The 19,784-nt window shown below is 70.7% G+C and carries 16 protein-coding genes; 3 read left to right on the top strand and 13 right to left on the bottom strand.

The genetic code is table 11. From position 1 onward, the window contains the following. Nucleotides 1–20 precede the first annotated feature (20 nt). Nucleotides 21–881 (bottom strand): tryptophan 2,3-dioxygenase, encoded by an 861-nt coding sequence (locus ACFU3E_RS04100; RefSeq protein WP_384151667.1) that lies wholly within the window; start codon nucleotides 879–881, stop codon nucleotides 21–23. Next, the gene (locus ACFU3E_RS04095; protein WP_384151664.1) at nucleotides 859–1,503 is read right to left on the bottom strand and encodes a DUF6875 domain-containing protein; all 645 of its coding nucleotides are present in this window, start codon (nucleotides 1,501–1,503) and stop codon (nucleotides 859–861) included. Before ACFU3E_RS04095 ends, ACFU3E_RS04100 begins: the two co-directional genes overlap by 23 nt. Nucleotides 1,504–1,769: 266 nt before the next feature. Here ACFU3E_RS04095 and ACFU3E_RS04090 point away from each other — a divergent pair, with 266 nt between their 5' ends. Continuing rightward, nucleotides 1,770–2,540, top strand: a complete 771-nt coding sequence (locus ACFU3E_RS04090; RefSeq protein WP_384151661.1) for a thioesterase II family protein — start codon at nucleotides 1,770–1,772, stop codon at nucleotides 2,538–2,540. Between the two features lie 33 nt (nucleotides 2,541–2,573). Here ACFU3E_RS04090 and ACFU3E_RS04085 read toward each other — a convergent pair whose 3' ends face one another. From ACFU3E_RS04085 to ACFU3E_RS04035, 11 genes are all read right to left on the bottom strand, one after another. Next, a complete protein-coding gene (locus ACFU3E_RS04085) occupies nucleotides 2,574–4,886 on the bottom strand; it encodes an ATP-binding cassette domain-containing protein (RefSeq protein WP_384151658.1) in 2,313 nt (770 codons plus the stop codon). A gap of 411 nt (nucleotides 4,887–5,297) precedes the next feature. Then, entirely contained in the window at nucleotides 5,298–7,433 is a 2,136-nt protein-coding gene (gene betT / locus ACFU3E_RS04080) for a choline BCCT transporter BetT (protein ID WP_384151655.1), read from the bottom strand. 4 nt (nucleotides 7,434–7,437) lie between these two features. Further along, nucleotides 7,438–9,096 carry a choline dehydrogenase gene (betA, locus tag ACFU3E_RS04075; RefSeq protein WP_384151652.1) on the bottom strand — a complete coding sequence of 553 codons (1,659 nt, stop codon included), beginning with the start codon at nucleotides 9,094–9,096 and terminating at the stop codon, nucleotides 7,438–7,440. A 182-nt stretch (nucleotides 9,097–9,278) separates the two neighbouring features. Continuing rightward, entirely contained in the window at nucleotides 9,279–10,703 is a 1,425-nt protein-coding gene (locus ACFU3E_RS04070; RefSeq protein WP_384151649.1) for an NADH-quinone oxidoreductase subunit N, read from the bottom strand. Beyond that, nucleotides 10,700–12,205, bottom strand: coding sequence for a NuoM family protein (locus ACFU3E_RS04065; protein ID WP_384151646.1), 1,506 nt, complete (start codon nucleotides 12,203–12,205; stop codon nucleotides 10,700–10,702). The genes ACFU3E_RS04070 and ACFU3E_RS04065 overlap by 4 nt, the downstream gene beginning before the upstream one ends. Before the next feature lie 5 nt (nucleotides 12,206–12,210). Then, nucleotides 12,211–14,160, bottom strand: a complete 1,950-nt coding sequence (locus tag ACFU3E_RS04060) for a proton-conducting transporter membrane subunit (protein ID WP_384151643.1) — start codon at nucleotides 14,158–14,160, stop codon at nucleotides 12,211–12,213. Then, complete coding sequence (locus tag ACFU3E_RS04055; RefSeq protein ID WP_384151640.1) at nucleotides 14,157–14,462, bottom strand: NADH-quinone oxidoreductase subunit NuoK; 306 nt, start codon at nucleotides 14,460–14,462, stop codon at nucleotides 14,157–14,159. Before ACFU3E_RS04055 ends, ACFU3E_RS04060 begins: the two co-directional genes overlap by 4 nt. After that, entirely contained in the window at nucleotides 14,459–15,028 is a 570-nt protein-coding gene (locus tag ACFU3E_RS04050; protein ID WP_384151636.1) for an NADH-quinone oxidoreductase subunit J, read from the bottom strand. Before ACFU3E_RS04050 ends, ACFU3E_RS04055 begins: the two co-directional genes overlap by 4 nt. 14 nt (nucleotides 15,029–15,042) lie before the next feature. Beyond that, a complete protein-coding gene (locus tag ACFU3E_RS04045; protein WP_384151632.1) occupies nucleotides 15,043–15,966 on the bottom strand; it encodes an NADH-quinone oxidoreductase subunit H in 924 nt (307 codons plus the stop codon). Beyond that, on the bottom strand, nucleotides 15,959–17,389 hold the full coding sequence (locus ACFU3E_RS04040) for a hypothetical protein (protein ID WP_384151629.1): 1,431 nt from the start codon (nucleotides 17,387–17,389) through the stop codon (nucleotides 15,959–15,961). The genes ACFU3E_RS04045 and ACFU3E_RS04040 overlap by 8 nt, the downstream gene beginning before the upstream one ends. Further along, nucleotides 17,380–17,730, bottom strand: coding sequence for an NADH-quinone oxidoreductase subunit A (locus ACFU3E_RS04035; RefSeq protein ID WP_384151626.1), 351 nt, complete (start codon nucleotides 17,728–17,730; stop codon nucleotides 17,380–17,382). The genes ACFU3E_RS04040 and ACFU3E_RS04035 overlap by 10 nt, the downstream gene beginning before the upstream one ends. Before the next feature lie 541 nt (nucleotides 17,731–18,271). Here ACFU3E_RS04035 and ACFU3E_RS04030 point away from each other — a divergent pair. Together ACFU3E_RS04030 and ACFU3E_RS04025 are read left to right on the top strand one after the other, a co-directional pair. Next, the gene (locus ACFU3E_RS04030; protein WP_384151623.1) at nucleotides 18,272–18,835 is read left to right on the top strand and encodes a DUF2243 domain-containing protein; all 564 of its coding nucleotides are present in this window, start codon (nucleotides 18,272–18,274) and stop codon (nucleotides 18,833–18,835) included. 11 nt (nucleotides 18,836–18,846) lie between these two features. Further along, on the top strand, nucleotides 18,847–19,668 hold the full coding sequence (locus ACFU3E_RS04025; protein WP_384151620.1) for a cytochrome c oxidase assembly protein: 822 nt from the start codon (nucleotides 18,847–18,849) through the stop codon (nucleotides 19,666–19,668). Nucleotides 19,669–19,784 lie beyond the last annotated feature (116 nt).

Here is a 19,784-nt window from a genome sequence, read left to right as displayed (position 1 = left end):
CGGGCGGCCGGGCGGCCCGCCTACAGGAGCGACCGCACGGACCACAGTTCCGGGAAGAACCGGTGGCCGGCGATGCGCTCCAGCCACGACACGCCGTCGGTGCCGCCCGTGCCGGGTTTGCCCCCGAGCACGCGCTGCACCACCGTCAGGTGCGTGTAGCGCCATCGGGCGAAGGAGTCGGCGGCATCGGTCAGCGCCTCTCCGAGGAGGAACAGCGAGCCGTGCCCGGCGCCCTGGTCGTACACCTCGCGCCACGCCCGCTCGACACTGTCGTGAGGTTCGTACGGCGCCGCGCACGGGCGCGTCAGCACCGCGTCCGCGACGGGGAGGCCGCGACGGCGCAGCAGGGCCAGCACGGCGTCGTACAGGCTCGGCTCGCGCAGCTGCCTCACCACCGCCTCATGGCTCGACGCGTCGCGATGCGGCCCGACCATCCGCGGATCCTTGTTCCCGAGCAGGAATTCCAGCCTCCGGTACGAGGCGGACTGGAAACCCGAGGCCGTGCCCAGAACCTCGCGGAACTCGGCGAATTCGCCCGGCGTCATCGCGCTGAAGAAGTCCCAGGACGACAGCGCCGTCTGCTGCACCCGAGCGGCCCGGCGCAACACCCACAGCGCGGCGTCCACGTCGTCGTCGGCCAGCCGGTCGCGGGCCGCCGTGAATTCGGTGTGCAGCAACTTGAAGAGGAGTTCCATGACCTGGCTCATGATGATGAAGCCGGGCTCGGTGGCCGCCGTCGTACGGGGACGCTGCAATGCCAGAAGCGCGTCCATCTCCGCGTACTCGGCGTACGCCGTCGGGGGCGCGTCCACCGCGCCGCCGTAGGGGCAGCGCGTCACCACAGCGCTGTCCCGCTCGTCACCCGGCCGCGCGGCGGTCATCCGGTGTCCCTCCGGGTGCGTGCAGCGTCAGAGCCTTGTGGTACAGCGTCGTGAGCAGCGGGCCGATACCGGCCGGCCGGGACCGGTACCGCTCGCCGAAACGGCGGTCGTACTGGGCGAACCAGTCCGCCCGTTCGCCCAGGAAGAGGATGTCGTGCACCGCCATCGCCCGCACCGCGACCAGCGGTACCGGTGCCCGGCTGACCTTGAACGCCGGGTTGCGGGCCGCGGGTTCGTCACAGTCCGGATGGAACTGGCCGATCATCAGGCCGCGTTCCACGCTCTCGGTCTTGACCTGTGCGTGCGCCTCGTCGAGCAGCCCGAACGTCTCGGGCGGGAGGTCCGGCAGCACGATGAGCAGCGACCGCAGGGCCGGGTTCGACGTCCGCCAGCCGCGCTGCTCGAACTCGTCCAGCCCGCAGCGAATGACCTCTTTGAGCAGCGGGAGACTGGCGGCGGGGCCCACCAGCCGGACCGTTGTCTCGACCGCGTCGACCCGGCGGGCGGGCGCCACGAACGGACACACCGCGCCGGACCGGCCGAGCTGCTCGTGAGGCCGGGTGATATAGGAGTTCAGCCATTCTTCGACGCTGTCGAGGGCTTTCCTCACGTCGACTGCCAACACATCGATTGACATTACTGTCGATTCCCCTCCGACGGCATCATCAGAAATGAACGCAGGCGTTCGCCGACGTGTCCCGCACCGACTTATTGGCTCGCAAAACCATATCGGCGTCCGGAAAGACGAATCAAGGCAAGAGCGTCCGAGCGCATCTCCGGCCTGCGGGCGGAAATACGGTGGGTGTCCCGCCGGCGGGACACGGAATGCATCGGCCGCAATCATGGAATTGCAGGACCCACCATGTCCCGAAACTCCTCGGAGAACACGTGCTCTTTCCGGTCGATCCCTGGATCCGCGGCTTCGGCCTCGCGCCGGCCGCGCCCGTGCGGCTCCTGTGCTTCCCCCATGCCGGGGGCACCGCGGGCTACTACCGTCCGATGGCGGCGGCGCTCGCTCCGGGCGTCGACATCCTCGCCGTCCAGTACCCGGGCCGACAAGAACGCTTCGGGGAACGGCCCGTCGGCAGTGTCGGCGAGCTGGCCGACCGTGTGGCCGACGCGGTGCGTCCGCTCCTGCACCAGCCCCTGTCCCTCTTCGGCCACAGCATGGGAGCCGCCGTGGCCTACGAGGTGGCGCTCCGGCTCCAGGCCCGGGGCCACCGGTTGCGGACCTTCTTCGCCTCCGGGCAGAGCACCCCCTCGGCCCGGCGCGACCGTGGCGTCCACGCCCTCCCCGACGACCGGCTGGCCGCGGAACTGGAACGCCTGGGCGCGACGGACCCGGCCATCCTCGCCGACCCTGAGCTGCTCGACGTCCTGCTGCCCGCCATCCGTGCCGACTACCGGGCCATCGAGACGTACCGCCGGAGCGACGAGCCCGTCCTCGACTGCCCGGTCGTGGCCCTCACCGGTACCGCCGACCCCTATGTGCGGGTCGCGGAGGCCGCCGCCTGGTCCCGGCTCACCCGCCACGACTTCGCGTTCCACGAACTGCCCGGCGGCCACTTCTTCCTGGACACCGAGCGCGACCGCGTGTGCGGGATTCTGCGCGGGCACCTCGCCCGCTCCCCCACGGCGGACAGGGCTGGCCGCCGCTGAATCCGACGGCGGTCCGCGCCGGGGCCCTGCCGGTCAGGTGCCGACGTAGGCCGCCAGGTGCTCGCCGGTGAGGGTGGAGCGGGCGCGGACCAGGTCGGCCGGAGTGCCCTCGAAGACGACACGGCCGCCGTCGTGACCGGCACCGGGGCCGAGGTCGATGATCCAGTCCGCGTGCGCCATCACCGCCTGGTGGTGCTCGATGACGATGACGGACTTCCCGGAGTCGACCAGCCGGTCCAGCAGCCCGAGCAGTTGCTCGACGTCGGCGAGGTGCAGACCCGTGGTCGGCTCGTCGAGGACGTAGATCCCGCCCTTCTCGGCCATGTGCGTGGCCAGCTTCAGCCGCTGCCGCTCGCCGCCGGACAGCGTGGTCAGCGGCTGGCCCAGGGTCAGGTAGCCCAGCCCGACGTCCGCGAGCCGGCCGAGGACGGCATGGGCCGCGGGGACGCGCGCCGCACCGGCGCGGAAGAACTCCTCGGCCTCCGTCACCGGCATCGCCAGCACCTCGCTGATGTCCCGCCCGCCGAGCCGGTACTCCAGCACCGCGGCCTGGAACCGCTTGCCCCCGCACTCTTCGCAAGGGGTGGCGACCCCGGCCATCATCGCCAGGTCGGTGTAGACGACCCCGGCACCGTTGCACGTGGGGCAGGCGCCCTCGGAGTTGGCGCTGAACAGGGCGGGCTTGACGCCGTTGGCCTTGGCGAAGGCTTTGCGGACCGGGTCGAGCAACCCGGTGTACGTGGCGGGGTTGCTGCGCCGCGAGCCGCGGATGGGCGCCTGGCCGACCGACACCGCTCCCGCATGCGCCGGGATCGACCCGTGCAGCAGTGAACTCTTGCCGGACCCGGCGACCCCGGTCACCGCGGTCAGCACCCCGAGCGGGATGTCCACGTCGACGCCCTGGAGGTTGTTCGCCCGCGCCCCGCGGATCTTGAGCGCACCCTCCGGCTTGCGCACCGACTCCTTCAGCGACGCCCGGTCGTCCAGGTGCCGCCCGGTCAGCGTGCCGCTCTTCCGCAGCCCCTCGACACCGCCCTCGAAACAGACGGTGCCGCCCGCCGTCCCCGCGCCGGGCCCCAGATCGATCACATGGTCGGCGAACGCGATGACCTCGGGCTTGTGCTCCACCACCAGCACGGTGTTGCCCTTGTCCCGCAGCCGCAGCAGCAACTCGTTCATGCGCTGGATGTCATGGGGGTGCAGCCCCGTGCTGGGCTCGTCGAACACGTAGGTGACGTCGGTGAGCGCCGAGCCGAGATGCCGCACCATCTTCACGCGCTGCGCCTCACCGCCCGACAAGGTGCCCGCCGGCCGGTCGAGCGAGAGGTAGCCGAGCCCGATCTCCACGAACGAGTCGAGGGTCTGCAGCAGCGCGGTCAGCAGGGGCGCGACCGAGGGCCGGTCGAGGCCGCGGACCCACGCGGCCAGGTCGCGGACCTCCATCGCGCACGCCTCGGCGATGTTGATCCCCTTGATCCGCGACGCCCTGGCCGCCTCGTTCAGCCGGGTACCGTCGCACTCGGGGCAGGTGATGAAGGTGACCGCCCGCTCCACGAACGCCCGGACGTGCGGCTGCAACCCGTCGGTGTCCTTGGCCAGTATCGACTTGCGCACCTTGGGGACCAGGCCCTCGTAGGTGACGTTGATGCCGTCGATCTTCACCTTGGTCGGCTCGCGGTGCAGGAAGTCGTGGAGTTCCGTCTCGGTGTAGTCACGGATCGGCTTGTCGGGGTCGACGAACCCCGACCCGGCGAAGATCCGCACGAACCAGCTGCCCGCCTTGTAGCCGGGGACGGTGATCGCGCCGTCCGCGAGCGACTTGCTCTCGTCGTAGAACTGCGTCAGATCGAGGTCGGTCGCATGGCCCGTGCCCTGGCACCGGGGGCACGCGCCGGCGGGCTGGTTGAAGCTGTAGTGGAACGGCGGCCCGGCGCTCGGCTCGCCGAGCCGGCTGAAGACGATCCGCAGCATCGCGTTGGCGTCGGTCGCGGTGCCGACCGTGGAGCGGGCGTTGGCGCCCATCCGCTCCTGGTCGACGATGATGGCCGTGGTCAGCCCCTCCAGCACGTCGACCTCGGGCCGCGCCAGCGTCGGCATGAAGGTCTGTACGAAGGCGCTGTACGTCTCGTTGATCAGCCGCTGCGACTCCGCGGCGATCGTGTCGAACACCAGCGAACTCTTGCCGGAGCCGGAGACGCCGGTCAGCACCGTCAGCCGCCGCTTCGGGATGTCGACGCTGACGTCCTTGAGGTTGTTCACCCGCGCCCCCTGCACGCGGATCATGTCGTGGCTGTCGGCGATGCGCGGCGCGCACGACGTCGTGTCCGTCCTCGCGGCCATGCTCATGGTTGTCTCCCTCCGTCACGCCCGGGCCACCGTCACGGCCTCCGCCCCGGTCTCCCGAATCGATCTAACCAGCTATCAGGAGTGCGTGTGAAAAGGAGAGTTGACGACATGGATGCCCGGGGCGGTGGGCGACCACTCCCGTGCCCTGAACATGACGGCGTACGGACGGGCCGAAACGCGGTACGCGGCGAAGGCTCTACCGGCGAAGGGGGGCCGTGGCCCCCGCCGCCGGGCCAGGTCACCAGCCCACCGGGCGGCCCCTGCCTGGACCCGTTCCGGAGGATGGGTGCGGCCCGCGCCGCCGCCGGCCTGCTCCGGGCACGCCGGGGAACGCCCTCGCCGCGGCCCGCAGCGGCCGTGTCCGGCCGGCCTCTGGCGTCCGTCCGGCTTCGGAGTGCCCGTTGCCCGCCGTCAGACGTCCTTGTCGGGCAGCTGCACCTCGGCCGTGTCGGGCCGGTGGTCGGGCAGCGCCGAGCGCGCGGTGGCCTCCCGGTGCAGCCGCAGGAACTCCAGGTACCGCTCGTACTGGTCGAGGATATTGCCGATGAGCTGCTCCTTGCTGTAGCCCATCACGTCGTAGCCCTGGCTGCCCTCGGCGAGGTGCACTTCGTACCGCACATAGGTGTCGTGTTCGGTGACCACTCGGTGGGCGAACGTCGGGGTGGGCACCTCGACCGGCCGCACGTGGTAGGTGAAGACCTCGTTGCCGCCCATCGGGACCCGAAGCTCCAAGTGCGGGAGGCCGTTCGCCTCGTCGGTCCCCTCGACGATCGTCGCCTCCGCGCCCTGCCGGCTCAGCTCCTCGGCGACGTCCTCGAACGCGGGGCGGCATGCCTCCTCGACGAACCTCACCGCCGTCCGGTGGCTGGGGAAGCTCATCGCCCTGGCCAGGCGCTGCCGCCAGGTCCATTCGGTACCCCGGCCGGCCTGCACCATCCGCCCGGACAGCGACGACGGCAGGGTGGTGGTGAGCGCGTCCTCCCGCATGCGTTCGACGCGCAGCGCCTTGTACAGGCCCCAGATGATCAGGAACATCACGAACGAGAACGGCAGGCCCATGATGATCGTCGCGTCGGTCAGCGCCGCCACACCCCCGACGAGGAGCATGGCCAGGGTCAGCAGGCCGGTCGCTCCCGCCCAGAAGATGCGCAGCACGGCAGGCGCGTCGGTGAGCGGGGTGCGCAGATGCGAGCTGAGGTTGCTCATCACCAGGGCGCCGGAGTCCGCCGAGGTGACGTAGAGCAGCAGCCCGACGAAGGTGGCCAGTCCGGCGCTGAACGTGGCTCCGGGGAACTGTGCGAGCAGTTCGTAGAAGCCCTGTTCGGGGGCGTTGGCGGCGGTCTCGCCGAATTCGGCGTTGCCTGCCCGCACCAGGCCCAGCGCGCTGTTGCCGAAGACGGACAGGAAGGTGAGCGTGAACAGGAACGGGATGACCAGCGTCGCCGCCACGAACTGCCGGATGGTGCGGCCGCGCGAGATCCTCGCCAGGAACAGCCCGACGAACGGCGCCCAGGCTACCCACCAGGCCCAGAAGAACAGCGTCCAGGCATTGAGCCAGTCGGTCGGCTGGTCGTAGGCGAAGGTGTTCAGCGTCATCGACGGGAAGCGGCTGACGTAGTCGCCGATGTTGAGGATGAGGCTGTTGAGGATCCGGATCGGGCTGTCGACGAACAGCATGTAGAGCATCAGGATGATGGCGAGGACGACGTTGAGCTCGGACAGACGCCTGATGCCCCGGTCCACACCGGCCACGGCAGACACCGTGGACAGGACCACGGCGACGGCGATCAGGCCGATCTGCGCGGCGGTTCCCTGCGGGATGTCGAAGAGGAACGTCAGCCCGTAGTTCAACTGCACGACGCCGATGCCGAGCGACACGGAGATGCCGAACACCGTGCCGATGATGGCCGCGAGGTCGACCGCGTCGCCGATCCCGCCGTGGATGCGCTTGCCGATGATGGGGTACAGCGCGGACCGGATCGCCAGCGGAAGGTTGTAGCGGAAGGCGAAGTATCCGAGCGTCATGCCCATCAGCGCGTACATCGCCCACCCGGTGATGCCGTAGTGGAACAGGGTCCACACGACCGCCTGCCGCGCTGCCCCGACGGTCTCCGGGTCGCCCTCCGGCGGGGCCAGGTAGTGGCTGACCGGCCCGGCGACGGAGAAGAACATCAGGTCGATGCCGATACCCGCCGCGAACAGCATGGTGGCCCAGGCGAACAACCCGTAGTCGGGGGTGGAGTGCTGCGGTCCCAGTTTGATGGCTCCGTACCGGGACGCCGCGACGAAGACGACGAACAGCAGATACAGGGTGGCGGCGAGGAAGTAGTACCAGCCGAACACCGAGGAGATCCAGTCCACCACGACGCCGATGGTGTCCTCGGCGCCCGACGGGGTGATCATCGCCCAGATCGAGATGGCAAGAATAAGCACGGACGACCCGAAGAACACGACGGGCTTGAGCCTGCTCTCCCTTCCCGGGCCGGTGACAGTTTCTGCCGGGGTCTGCGGCTCCGGCAGGCCGCCGCTTCCTCCGTCGATCGACACGGTGTCAGCTCTCCTGTGTGCTGTGCCGATGGAAGTCGGCTGTAGCAGGGGGCAGAGGGGTGTTGCCGAGGATGAGGTCGGCCGACTTCTCGGCGAGCATCATCACCGGCGCATAGATGTTTCCGTTGGTGAGATACGGCATCGCGGACGCGTCGACGACGCGCAGCCCCTCGACGCCGTGCACCCGCATGGAGGTGGGGTCCAGCACCGACATCTCGTCGACGCCCATGCGGGCGGTGCAGGACGGGTGGTACGCGGTCTCGGCGTCACGGGCGACCCACTCCAGGATCTCCTCGTCCGTCTCGACCCCGGGGCCCGGTGACAACTCGCCCCCGTCGTACAGGGCGAAGGCCGGCTGGGACAGGATGTCGCGCGCGACGCGGATCGCCTCCACCCATTCCTTCCGGTCGTTGGGGGTGGACAGATAATTGAACCTCAGCGCCGGATACGTCCTCGGATCCCGGGACTTGATTTTCACCGATCCGCGCACATCCGAATACATGGGTCCGATGTGCACCTGATAGCCGTGCTCGGCGTCAACCGGTGTGCCGTCGTAGCGCACCGCGATGGGCAGGAAGTGGAACATCAGATTGGGATAGCGCACGACGTCGTTGCCGCGTACGAACCCGCCTGCCTCGAAATGGTTGGTCGCCGCCGGTCCGGTGCGGAAGAGCAGCCACTGGAGACCGATCGCGGGCCGCCGGGACCATTTGAGTGACGGGTTGTACGAGATCGGCAGCTTGCAGGCGTGCTGCACATAGACCTCGAGGTGGTCCTGGAGGTTCTCACCGACACCGCGCAGCTCGTGCACCATGTCGACACCCAGCGGCCGTAGTTCGTCGGGGTTGCCGATCCCGGACAGTTGCAGCAGCTGCGGTGTGTTGATGGCGCCTCCGCAGAGGATCACCTCGCCGCCGAAGGCCCGCCGGCGTTCCCGGCCCCACCTGCGGTAGTCCACACCCACCGCGCGCTTGCCCTTGAACAGCACGCGGTCCACCTGCGAGAAGCACTGCACCGTCAGGTTCGGCCTCTTCTTCACCGGGTGGAGGTAGGCACGGGCGGCCGACCAGCGCCTGCCCCGCCGGATGTTGCGGTCGAAGCGGGCGAAGCCCTCCTGGCGGTAGCCGTTGACATCGGAGGTCAGCGGGTAGCCGGCCTGCTGCGCCGCCTCGAGGAACGCGGAGAACAGCGGGTTCTTCGCCGGCCCGCGCTCCAGCCACAGCGGGCCGCCCTGGCCGCGCCACTCGTCGGCCCCGGCCACGCAGTGCTCCATGCGCTTGTAATACGGCAGGCAGTGCGCGTAGTCCCAGGTCTCCATGCCCGGGTCGGCCGCCCAGCGTTCCAGGTCCATGGGATTTCCACGCTGGAAAATCATCCCATTGATGGAACTCGATCCGCCGAGCAGTTTCCCTCGGCCCTGGGTGACGCGCCGGCCGTCCATGAACGGCTCAGGCTCCGATTCGTAGCACCAGTCGTAGAAACGATGACCGATGACCATCGTCAGCGCGGCGGGCATGTGCGTGAAGATGTCCCAGATCCAGTCGGGGCGGCCGGCCTCCAGCACGAGGACCTTGTTCTCCCGGTCCGCGCTGAGCCGATTGGCCAGCGCGCATCCGGCCGAGCCCCCGCCGACGATGATGTAGTCGTACTCCGTCCGGCCCATGCCGCTCCTCGGATTCGTTGCACCACCCTGTGTTACGCACAAACCTAAGCGGCCGGGAATTCCGGTGCACAATAATGCAGCTGCATTCGGCTCAACCGGGGAGGGACCACTACGTCCGGTCCGTTTATCGGCGGAAAGGGCCCACGACACCGCGTATCACGACCTTGAAGCCGACTGCCACGTCACGGCAGCAGGGGGCCCTCCGCGAGCGTGAGGACGGCCTGCCCGGCGATGCCGAGCGCCAGGGAAAGGGCGGCTGCCGCGTAGGCGGTGCCGGCGGCCCAGCGTCCCGCGGTGGCCTGGGCTGTGGTGGGCGCGACAGCGGCGGTGATGAAGAAGAGGGGCGCGAGCCAGCGCAGGTAGTAGAAGAGGGAGGCGACGGTGTTGGCGACGGCGAGGGCCGCCAGCCAGGTGTAGCCGCCGTCGATGGTCGCGCTGAAGATCTCCAGTTTCCCGAGGAAGACGCCGGTGGGCGGGGTGCCGACCAGACCGAGGAGGCAGACGACGAGGACGCCGGCGAGGCCGGGGTGACGGCGGGCGAGGCCCCGGTAGTCGTCGAGGGTGCGGGCCCGGGGCAGTTCGGTGACGACGGCGAAGGCGCCCAGGTTGGTGACGGCGTAGGCGGCCAGGTAGAACAGCAGGCTCTTCTGGGCCAGGTCGGTGCGGGTGGCGACGGCGAGGGCCATGAGGAGGTATCCGACCTGGCTGATGGTGGAGTAGGCGAGCAGGCGTTTGACCGAGGTCTGGAAGAAGGCCGCGAGGTTTCCCAGTGTCATGGTGACGGCGGCGAGGATCGCCAGCAGCAGGGGCCAGTTGACGTCGCTGCCGGGCAGGGCTTGGTGGAGCAGGCGGTAACCGGCGATCAGGCCGCCGATCTTCGGGAGGGTGGTGACGTAGGCGGCGACGGGGGTGGGGGCACCGTCGGTGACGTCGGGCACCCAGAAGTGGGCGGGCACCGCGCCGGTCTTGAAGAGCAGGCCGGCGAGGACGCCGATGAGCCCGACGGCGACAAGTCCGTAGGGCGCTCCGACCAGGGTGGCGTTCAGTTCGCGGTAGAGAGTGGCGTGGCCGGCCGCGTAGACGAGAGCGGTGCCTGCCAGCATGGTGGTGCCGAGCAGGGCGCCCATCAGGTAGTACTTCAGAGCGGCCTCGGTGCCGGAGGCGTCCTTGGCGAAGCCGGCGAGCGCGTAGGCGGGGATGCCGGCCAGGAGGTAGGCGGCGAAGAGCATCAGCAGGTCGTTCGCGCCGGTCAGGGCGAGGGTGCCTGCGCCGGTCATCAGCAGGAGGACCCAGTACTCGGTCTCGCGCTTGTGGCCCCGCACGGGCTGCACGGACATGCCGATGATCAGCAGCAGGGCGACCAGGACGACGAGGCGGCCGATGCCGGTCGCGGTGTCGACGGCGAAAGCGTGGGAGAAGACGGTCTGTTCGCGGTCGGTGGCCATGGTGACGGCGGTGGCCACCAGGCCTGCCACGCAGGCGGCGACGGCCAGGACGGCGACGGCCCACTGGCGGCGACGGGGCAGCCAGGAGCCGGCGAGCAGGCCGATGACGGCGGCCCCGAGCAGGGCGAGTTCGGGGATCAGGGCGGCCAGGTTCTCGTTCACCTGGCAACCAGTCCGCTCAGGGTGCGGCCGGCCGGTTCGATGACGTCCAGGAGCCAGCGGGGCAGGACGCCGATCACCAGCGCGAGGGCGAGCAGGGCGACGGTGGGCAGTGCCTCGTGGCGGTGCAGGTCCGCCACGCCGTGGGAAGGGATGGTCCGCGGCAGACGGGGGACGCCGAGGAACATGCGCCGCAGCGCGGTCAGGAACAGGACCGCGGTGATGAGGATGCCGGTCACGGCGATGGCGGTGGCGGTCGTCCGGGAGGCCAGGGAGCCGGTGAAGATCTGGAACTCGGCGATGAAGCCGGAGAAGCCGGGGATGCCGAGGCTGGCGAACGCGGCTACGGCGGTGACCGCCGCGAAGCGCGGGGTGTGGGTGGCCAGGCCGGAATAGGCGTCCATCGCGTTCGTCCCGCCGCGGTCGTACAGCACGCCGGTGAGCAGGAACAGGGCTCCGGTGATGAGGCCGTGACTGACCATCTGGGTGACCGCGCCGGTCACGGCGAGGGAGCGGGCCTGGGCGTCGGTGCCGGCCAGGGTTCCGGCGGCTCCGACGGCGAGGACGATGTAGCCCATGTGATTCACGGAGGTGTAGGCGATCATGCGTTTGAAGTCGGTCTGTGCCAGGGCGACCAGGGCGCCGTACACCACCGACACGACGCCGACGACCACGATGACCAGAGAGTAGTCGCGCCAGCTGCCGGGCAGCAGGGGCATGGCGATGCGGACGAAACCGTACGTGCCCATCTTCAGCAGGACGCCGGCGAGGATCGCCGAGCCGGCGGCCGGGGCGTCGGTGTGGGCGGGCGGCAGCCAGGTGTGGAAGGGCACGGTAGGCGTCTTGACCGCCAGGCCGACGCCGATCGCGAGGAGCACCAGTCCGGCGTACAGGCCGCTCCCGGCGAGCGGGTTGGCGCTGGTGAGTTCGGTGATGTCGAAGGTGTGCGGGTCGGCCGCCAGGTACAGGCCGATGAAGCCGAGCAGCAGGGCGAGGGAGCCGACGAAGGTGTAGAGGAAGAACTTCAGCGCCGCCGCCCGGGCGCGTTCACCGTGCCCCCACCCGGCGATGACGAAGAACATGCCGACGATCGACAGGTCGAAGAAGACGAAGAACAGGATCAGGTCGAGGGCGACGAACAGGCCCGTACTGACGGTCTGCAGGAACAGGAACAGGCAGACGTAGGAGCGCACCTGCCGGGACTCGCGCAGCGAGTACACGGCCACGGCGAGGAACAGCAGACAGGTGAGTGCGACGAGCGGCAGCGACAGGCCGTCGACACCCACGTGGTAGCCGACCCCGGCACTGGGGATCCAGCGCGCCCGCTGCTCGTACTGCATCCCGCCGCCGGTGTCGAAGCCCACCCACAGCGCGACGACCAGAGCGAGGTCCGCGGCGGCGGTGGCGATCCAGGTCCAGACGTACACCCGGTCGGGCAGGACGCGTGGCAGGAGCAGCAGCGCCGCGCACACCAGCAGCGGCAGGAAGGTGACGACACTCAGCACAGGGATTACCTCACCAACAGGATGATCAGGACCAGCACGGCGAAGCCGACGGCGGCCTGCGCGTAGTACTGGTGGAGCAGTCCGGTCTGCGGACGGCGCGCCCATCGGCCCAGGTTCCGGGCGCCCGAGGCGACCGCGCGGACGGCCGAGTCGATGCCGCCGTCATCCAGGCGGCCTGCGAGCCGGGCGGCGCCGAGACCCCCGCGGGCGGTCCCGCGCACGGCACCGTCGACGACGCCGTCGTCCAGGCGGCAGGCGAAGCGGGCCGCCGCGAGACCGCCGCGGACCGTGTGCCGCACGGCACCGTCGACGACGCGGTCGTCGAAGACGGCCAGCGCCCGCGCCAGGCCCAGCACGGGACGGACCACGACGGCCTGCGCGGCTCGCTCCAGATGCAGCCAGCCTTGCGCCCATCGCGCGGCGGCGCCGGGCACGGACGCCGGGCGCGACATCCGCCACCAGGCCAGGCCGGCGGCGGCGAGCGCGACAGCGGCGGAAAGGCCCAGCTCCCACGGCTCGGGGGACGGCTCCCCCGTGGCACCGACCAGACGCTTCAGCCAGGATGCGGGGCCGGGCAGGGCCAGCACGCCCAGGACGGCCGCGGCCAGGGTGAGAGCGAGCAGGGGCAACCGCGTCGTGCCGGCGACGCGCCGGGTGCCGTGCCGCTCGGTGTCGTATCCGGTCGCCGGGTCCTCGGGCAGGGGGCGGGTGACGTACCAGACGGCCTTGACGCTGTAGACGGCCGCCACGGCCGCCGCCGCCAGCCCCACGGTGTAGAGCCCGGTTCCCTCGGCGCGGGCGGCGGCGAGCACCTCGTCCTTGGCCGCCCACAGCGACAGCGGTGGCAGACCGGCCAGGGTGAGCGCACCGACGGTGAAGGCCACGCCGACCAGCCGGTAGGAGCCGGCCGCGCCGCGCAGGGCGGGCAGCCGTTTGGTGCCCAGCGCCGTCAGCCAGGCGCCTGCGGCAAGGAACAGGCTCGACTTGGTGGCGGCGTGCGCGACCAGCTGGGTGGTACCGGCGGCGACTCCGCCGCTGCCGGCGGCCAGCACCATGAAGCCGACCTGTGCGGAGGTGGACGCCGCGAGGAGTTGCTTGAGATCGGTCTGGGCCACGGCGACCACCCCCAGGGCCAGGGCGGTGAGGGCGCCGGTCCAGGCGACCAGCGGGCCGCCCCAGCCGGTGACGGCCAGCAGCGGGTGAAGGCGCAGCAGCAGGTAGGCGCCGGCGGCGACCATCGTCGCCGAGTGCAGCAGCGCGGAGACCGGGCTCGGGCCCTCCATGGCCCGCGACAGCCAGAAGGAGAACGGCAGTTGTGCGGACTTGCCCAGGGCGGCCACGACGACGCCCGCCGTGATCAGGTGCAGCCACGGCGAACTCGCGTGCGAGAGGGCGTCCAGGCTCAGTGAGCCGATGCCGGCGGCCAGGGCGGCACCGGCGGCCAGATAGAGGCCGAGGTCGGCGGTGCGGGTGGTGACGAACGCGACGTCGGCGGCCTTCGCCCGCTCGGGCTGCTGCCACCAGTAGCCGATCAGTGCCCAGCTGGTGGCGCCCATCACCTCCCAGGCCATCAGCAGCAGCGGCAGCGTGGTCGCCGTGACGGTGACAAGCATGGCGCCGGCGAAGACCAGCATCAGCCCGAAGAAGCGACCCGGGTTCTCGTCAGCGGCGAACTCACCCACGGCGAAGGCGAGGACGGCCGTCGTGACGGCGGCGACGGTGACCACCATCATCGCGGACAGACCATCCACCGCCAGCCCGGCCCGCATCCCGGCGAACAGCGGAGCGCTTGCTGTCGGCCGGCTCACCGCGGCGGTCACGGCCACGCCCAGCGTCGCCACGGCCACCACCACACCGATTACGGGAACCAGGTGCCGGCAGCGGGGTCCCGCCAGCGCGAGCACCACTCCCCCGCCCAGGGGAAGCGCGATCAGCAGCCAGACCAAGCCGTTCATCCCTTCAGCTCTTCGGCCATGTCGGTCATGTCGACCTGGCGGGCGCGGTAGATGGCGGTCGTCACGGCGAACCCCATGGCCATCTCGACGGCCATCGCCACCACGGCGGCCACGATCACCACCTGGCCGCCCGCCGAGGCCGGTGCGAGGAAGTGCCAGAAGTCGGCGGCGGCGACGATGATCCCGCCGATCATCAGCTCGATGCCCATCATGATCATGACGATGGACTGCTGGGAGAGCGCGCCGAACAGGCCGGTGCAGAACAGTCCCGCGGCGAGGACCAGCAGAAGTTCGAACGTCACCGGCCCACTCCCCCACCGGCCGGGTCCCCGGCGGGGCGCTGATCCAGGTCGTCGCCGAAGCGGTCGTAGCGGCCTCGCCGGGTGGCGAGCACGGTGGCACCGACCATGGTGGCCAGCAGTACGAATCCGAGGGTGACCATGGTCAGCATCTGCTCTTCCATCAGGGCCATGCCGAGCTGGAAGGTGGTGTCCTTCGGCCGGTCACCCGTGCGGTCCGGCCAGGGCACCAGGAAGATCCCGACCACCAGGGCGGCGAAGACGGCGCCACTGACGGCCAGCGCACCGCGCCTGTTGTGCAGCATCGACATCGGCATCAGACCGGCCGGATTCATCATGTAAGCGATCATGAACACGGCCATGATCACCATCTCCATGACCATCATCAGCACGATGACCACACCCAGGTACGGCAGCCCCAACACGGTCACCACGCCCCCCACGCAGACCAGCGACGCCAGCAGGGCGAAGGTGACCCGGGCCATCGAGTCCAGCGTGAACACCAGAACACCGAAGACCAGGGCGAGGATCCCCAGCACCGACCACAGCACCGTGCCCATCGTGCCCATGGAGCTTTCCCTTCCTAGAGATTGACGAGCGCCGGCACCAGCGCCTGGACGATGGCCAGCGGGAGGAGAAACACCCAGGCCAGCTCCACATACCGGTCGGCGCGGATCATCGGCAGCCGTCGCAGCACCCCCACCAGCAGCCCCAGCACCAGCAGCGTCTTGACCAGCGACCAGGCCCAGGCCGGCAGCCCCGGCCCGGCACCGCCGCCCAGGAACAGCGGCACCGCCATCGCCGCTCCGGCCGCCAGCCACAGCCACCGCCCGGCCTGCAGCAGCAGCCGGTCCACCCCGGACGTCTCCCCCAGCACACCGCCGGCGACGTCACGGCCGGCCGGATAGGCGAACGGACCCAGAAAGCTGAAGGCGAGCACACCGGCCAGGTAGACGACGAAGGCGAAGGGCATCCACACCGCGTACCACAGGCCGTGCTGGGCACCGGCGATATCCGCGACCCGCAGCGACTGGGCACCGGCGCCGGCCGAGATCAGCGCGAACATCAGCGGCAACTCGTAGGCCAGGCCCTGGGCGAGGAAGCGGTAGCCGCCGATCAGGGAGAACGCCGCGTTGGGGCCCCAGCCGGCCAGCCACAGTCCGGCCCAGGTCAGCACCTCCATGGCGTTGAACCACACCACCCCGACCGACAGGTCGGCGACGACGTGGTCACCGAACGGGATGACCAGCGTGGCCAGCACCGCGGCCACCGGCACGGTGACCACGCCCGCCCGCCACAGCAGCCGGTCCTGCGCGGGCAGCCGCCGTGGCTGCGACACCAGAGCCCGCGGCACGGCGAGCAGCGGCCGTACCGCGGTACTCGGGGTGACCGGCCGACCGGCGCCACGGGCGTCCAGCGCCGCGTTGCCGGCCACCGCCAGCACCGCGAAGCCGAGCAGCATCGCCGGGGCGGCCAGCAGCGTCCACCACGCCCCCGCCTCAACCACGGGCCACCTCCGGCGAGCAGGCGGCCAGTTCGTCCGGGTCCGGGTCGAGACTGGCGACGACGAGACGTGCCGCGCCCAGCTCGGCCCCCACCAGCAGCCGGGGAAGCAGCCCGGCCAGGGCGGCCGACGGCCGGCGCTCGGCGTCCCACCGGCCCCGCGGACTCTCCTGTGCCACCGGGTCGAGAGAGGTTGTGCTGCCCAACTTCCGTACGTCGTGCAGGACATCGGTGAGCCACTGCCGGTAGCGGGCCGGCACGTCCCCGCCCGCCCGGGCAGCCGGTCCGCTCACACCCGCGGCCCGCGCGTCGGCAACGCTCACCGGGCCGATGCCGCGCGTCAGCCAGTACAGGGTCCGTGACCGTCCGACCCGCCGGGCGAAGCGCTCCACTCGGGGCAGGACCACCGAAGCGGGCGCCTCCTCGAGCAGGTCGTCGCGCAGGCGCCGGGCCGTCACCGCTTCGGCGGGCCAGCCCGCCACCGACAGCAGCCGGCCCAGACTGTCCAGATGCGCCGCAGCCCGCCGACGGGCGGCCTCCCTCATGGCCACCGGTTCGCCTGCCGCGGCCCGGATCCACGGTCGGCTCCAGAAGGGATCAGCCAACCTGCCGACGGGCACGTCGTCGAGGTCGGCCTGCTGGATGACGTCACCCTGCAGCACCACACGGATGGTCAGTCCCGCGGGCCAGTCAGCCAGAATCGGGCCCAGCGGCACGTGCAGACGGTCCAGCGTCAGGCCGTCGCGGTCCTCACCCCGCTCGGCCATCGGCAGCCCGCCCGGCATCTCCATCTCCCCACTCCCGTGGCCGCCATGGCCGGTGTGCTCCTCGTGGCCGCCATGGCCGCCACCGTGACCCGCGTGTTCCTCGTGGCCGCCTGGGTGACCTTCGTGGTTGGCGTCTCCGTTCCTGGGCTCCCCGCCATGACCACCGCCCCCGGAGCCGTCTTCACGGTGCCCTCCGTGCTCGCCGCCCCGAGGGCCGCTGTCGTTCCCCCCTCGACCGGGCTCGGCTTGTTCCTCCTGTGCCTCGCCGTCCGCGCCCATGTCACCGGGCTGCTCGGGTTCTCGGTGCTCGTCTTCACGGGCGGCCCGGCGGGCGTCGGCGCGCTGACGGTCGAACGAGCTCAGCCAGGCGCGGCCGGCATCGAGCGACGAGGGCACTTCGTCAGCCGTCGTGACCCGCACGCGGGCACGCGGCTGCGGCATGTCCTGCCACAGCCGCTCCAGCGCCGACTGCAGCCGCGAGCAGTCAGGGCCGGCGACGACCAGCAAGTCCGCCCCGGCAGGAGTGGAGGCCCGCGGCCAGTCCCGCGACCGCAACTCGCTCTCGGCGGCCATCCGCACCGCCGTCCCGCCCGGCGTGGTCACCAGCAGCACGCGCGGCCGGGCCGCAGCCGCACGCATCAGAAGGGCTGTCAGGTCCATCGCAGCGCCCCCTCCCGCCACGCGTAGACGACCCCGGCGAGCAGGACGGCGAGGAAGACGAACATCTCGATCACCGCGCTGGGCCCCATCACGGAGATCACGAGCGTCCACGGGTACATGAAGACCATCTCCATGTCGAAGGCGAGGAAGAGCATCGTCACCGTGTACCAGCGCACATGGAACCGGCTCACCGCGTGCTCGACGGGCTCCAGACCCGACCCGAACGGCTGTACGGACAAGGGGGCTTGCGAGATCCGGAGCGCCCAGGCAGCTCCATACACACCGACGACAGCCACCACGGCCACGCCCAGCAGGGACAGCGCAGCGGTGAAGCCACTCACCCGAGTTCACCAGCCACGACGGCACCTGTCACGTGAGGCGTCACGCACCTCGCCGAACTGTCGCTCTGCGCGTCCTCCGCCCATGCCATCTCCGGCCGCTCCCTTCGCTCCACAGTGATCCGCCGCGTACCCGCAGGGGGCATGAGCATTCCGGAGGACCATGAGCCGACGGTGGTCAGCGCCCACCCGGCCGCCTCACCTGCGATCCGTCCGAGCATCACGGCTGCGGCGCCTGATGCGGGTCCGCCGCGCGGGAGGGCTGGTGGACCACCTCCCGAAGGGTGAGCCCGTTCGGTCAGGATCCTGGCACGGACGCCGGGACCCTTTCGCCGGTGCACAGCCGACGAGCGGCAGCGGGCGGGCCCGGCAGAGCATGAGGTCACCCAGGGCCGGGAGGCACCTGTCCCCGCGCGCCGGCTGTCTGGAACTGCGCGCCGACGGGGCCGGACGGAGGATCCGCACGCGTCAGATGCCGCAGGGAGGGCAACCTGCGGCTGAGGCAACGTCCGGCAGAGTGCAGAAGCAGGAGCGGAGACAAGCGATGGCCACGACGATGGGCGACGCGCAGGTCGGCCTCTCACAGCCGAGGAGTATCCAGTTGCCGGGCATCGTGCTCGGGGTGGGGATGGGCGGGTTCGTCGACGGCATCCTGCTGCATCAGCTGCTGCAGTGGCACCACATGCTCTCCAGCACCAACCAGGACCACATCGGGGTGAAGTACTACGACCCGCACACCGTCTCCGGCCTGGAGATGAACACACTGTGGGACGGCGTCTTCCACACCGTGTGCTGGCTGTCGGTCCTCCTCGGGCTCGCCATCCTGTACGCGCGGGTCACCCACAACCGGATGCGGGTGTGGACCTCCCGGGTGCTGTGGGGATGGATGTTCGTCGGCTGGGGCCTGTTCAACCTCGTCGAAGGCGCCCTGGACCACCACATCCTGGGTATCCACCACGTCTACGCCGGAGACGGCCAAGTCTGGTGGGACATCGGCTTCCTCGTCCTGGGCGCCCTGCTGGTCGCCGGCGGCTACCTGCTCCAGCGCAGCGGCCGGCCCTTCGACCCGAACGCCCCGGCAGGGCGGAGTGAGAACCGGCAAGCCTGATGGACCACGACATGCCCGCACACGGGCACGACGCGGGCAGCAGCCTCCCGGAGACGCTCCCGCCCGCGCTCGTCCTCCTGACCGCTGCCGGCGCCTATCTGCTGCTCGCACGCCGGGCACGCCTCCGCAACCCGGCCCTGGGCTGGAGCCGGTGGCGGACCACCGGCTTCCTGACCGGAACCGTCCTGCTCGGCGTCGCGCTGCTACCGCCCGTGGCCGGCTTCGCGCACGAGGACTTCCGCGGCCACATGGTCCAGCACATGCTCATCGGCATGTACACGCCGCTCGCGCTCGTCCTCGCGGCGCCTGTCACCCTCCTGTTGCGCACCCTGCCCGCGGTCCGGGGACGGCAGCTGACCGGCCTGCTGCACAGCCCGCCCGTCCGCGTGATCGTCCACCCCGCGGTCGCGCTGGCGCTGTCCACGGGCAGCCTCGCGGTCCTCTACTTCACCCCCCTCTACAACGCGACCGCCGGCGACCCCGCAGCCCACTGGCTGCTGCACGCACACTTCCTGCTGTCCGGATGCCTGTTCGCCCACGTCATCGCCGGCCCCGACCCCGCCCCCTCCCGTCCTGGAGTGCGAGCCCGGCTGGTGTACCTCGGCGTCGCGATCGCGGCGCACGCGGTGATCTCCCAGTTGATGTACGGCGGCTTCTGGGTCGACATCCACGCACCGATCTACCAGGTGCAGGCAGGCGCGGAGATCATGTACTACGGCGGTGACATCGCCGAACTGCTGCTGGCCGCCGCCCTGGTCGCCACCTGGCACCCCGAACGGCGCCGCCAGTCACCCCGCAGCGCCTTTGCCGAGCGGCAGACGTCCGCACCGTGACACGAGCGTTCCGGATGCCGGAGGTGACGCCTATTCGGTCTGGCCGGCTTCGCGCCGGCCTGCCGGGCGGGTGTGGACGTACAGTTCGCGGCGGTCGCCGACGTCGAGGTGCTTGG

It is taken from the genome of Streptomyces sp. NPDC057424, assembly GCF_042803315.1.
GTDB lineage: Bacteria > Actinomycetota > Actinomycetes > Streptomycetales > Streptomycetaceae > Streptomyces.
The sequence above is the reverse complement of the archived record's forward strand: the minus strand, read 5'-3'. Positions and strand labels throughout refer to the sequence as shown.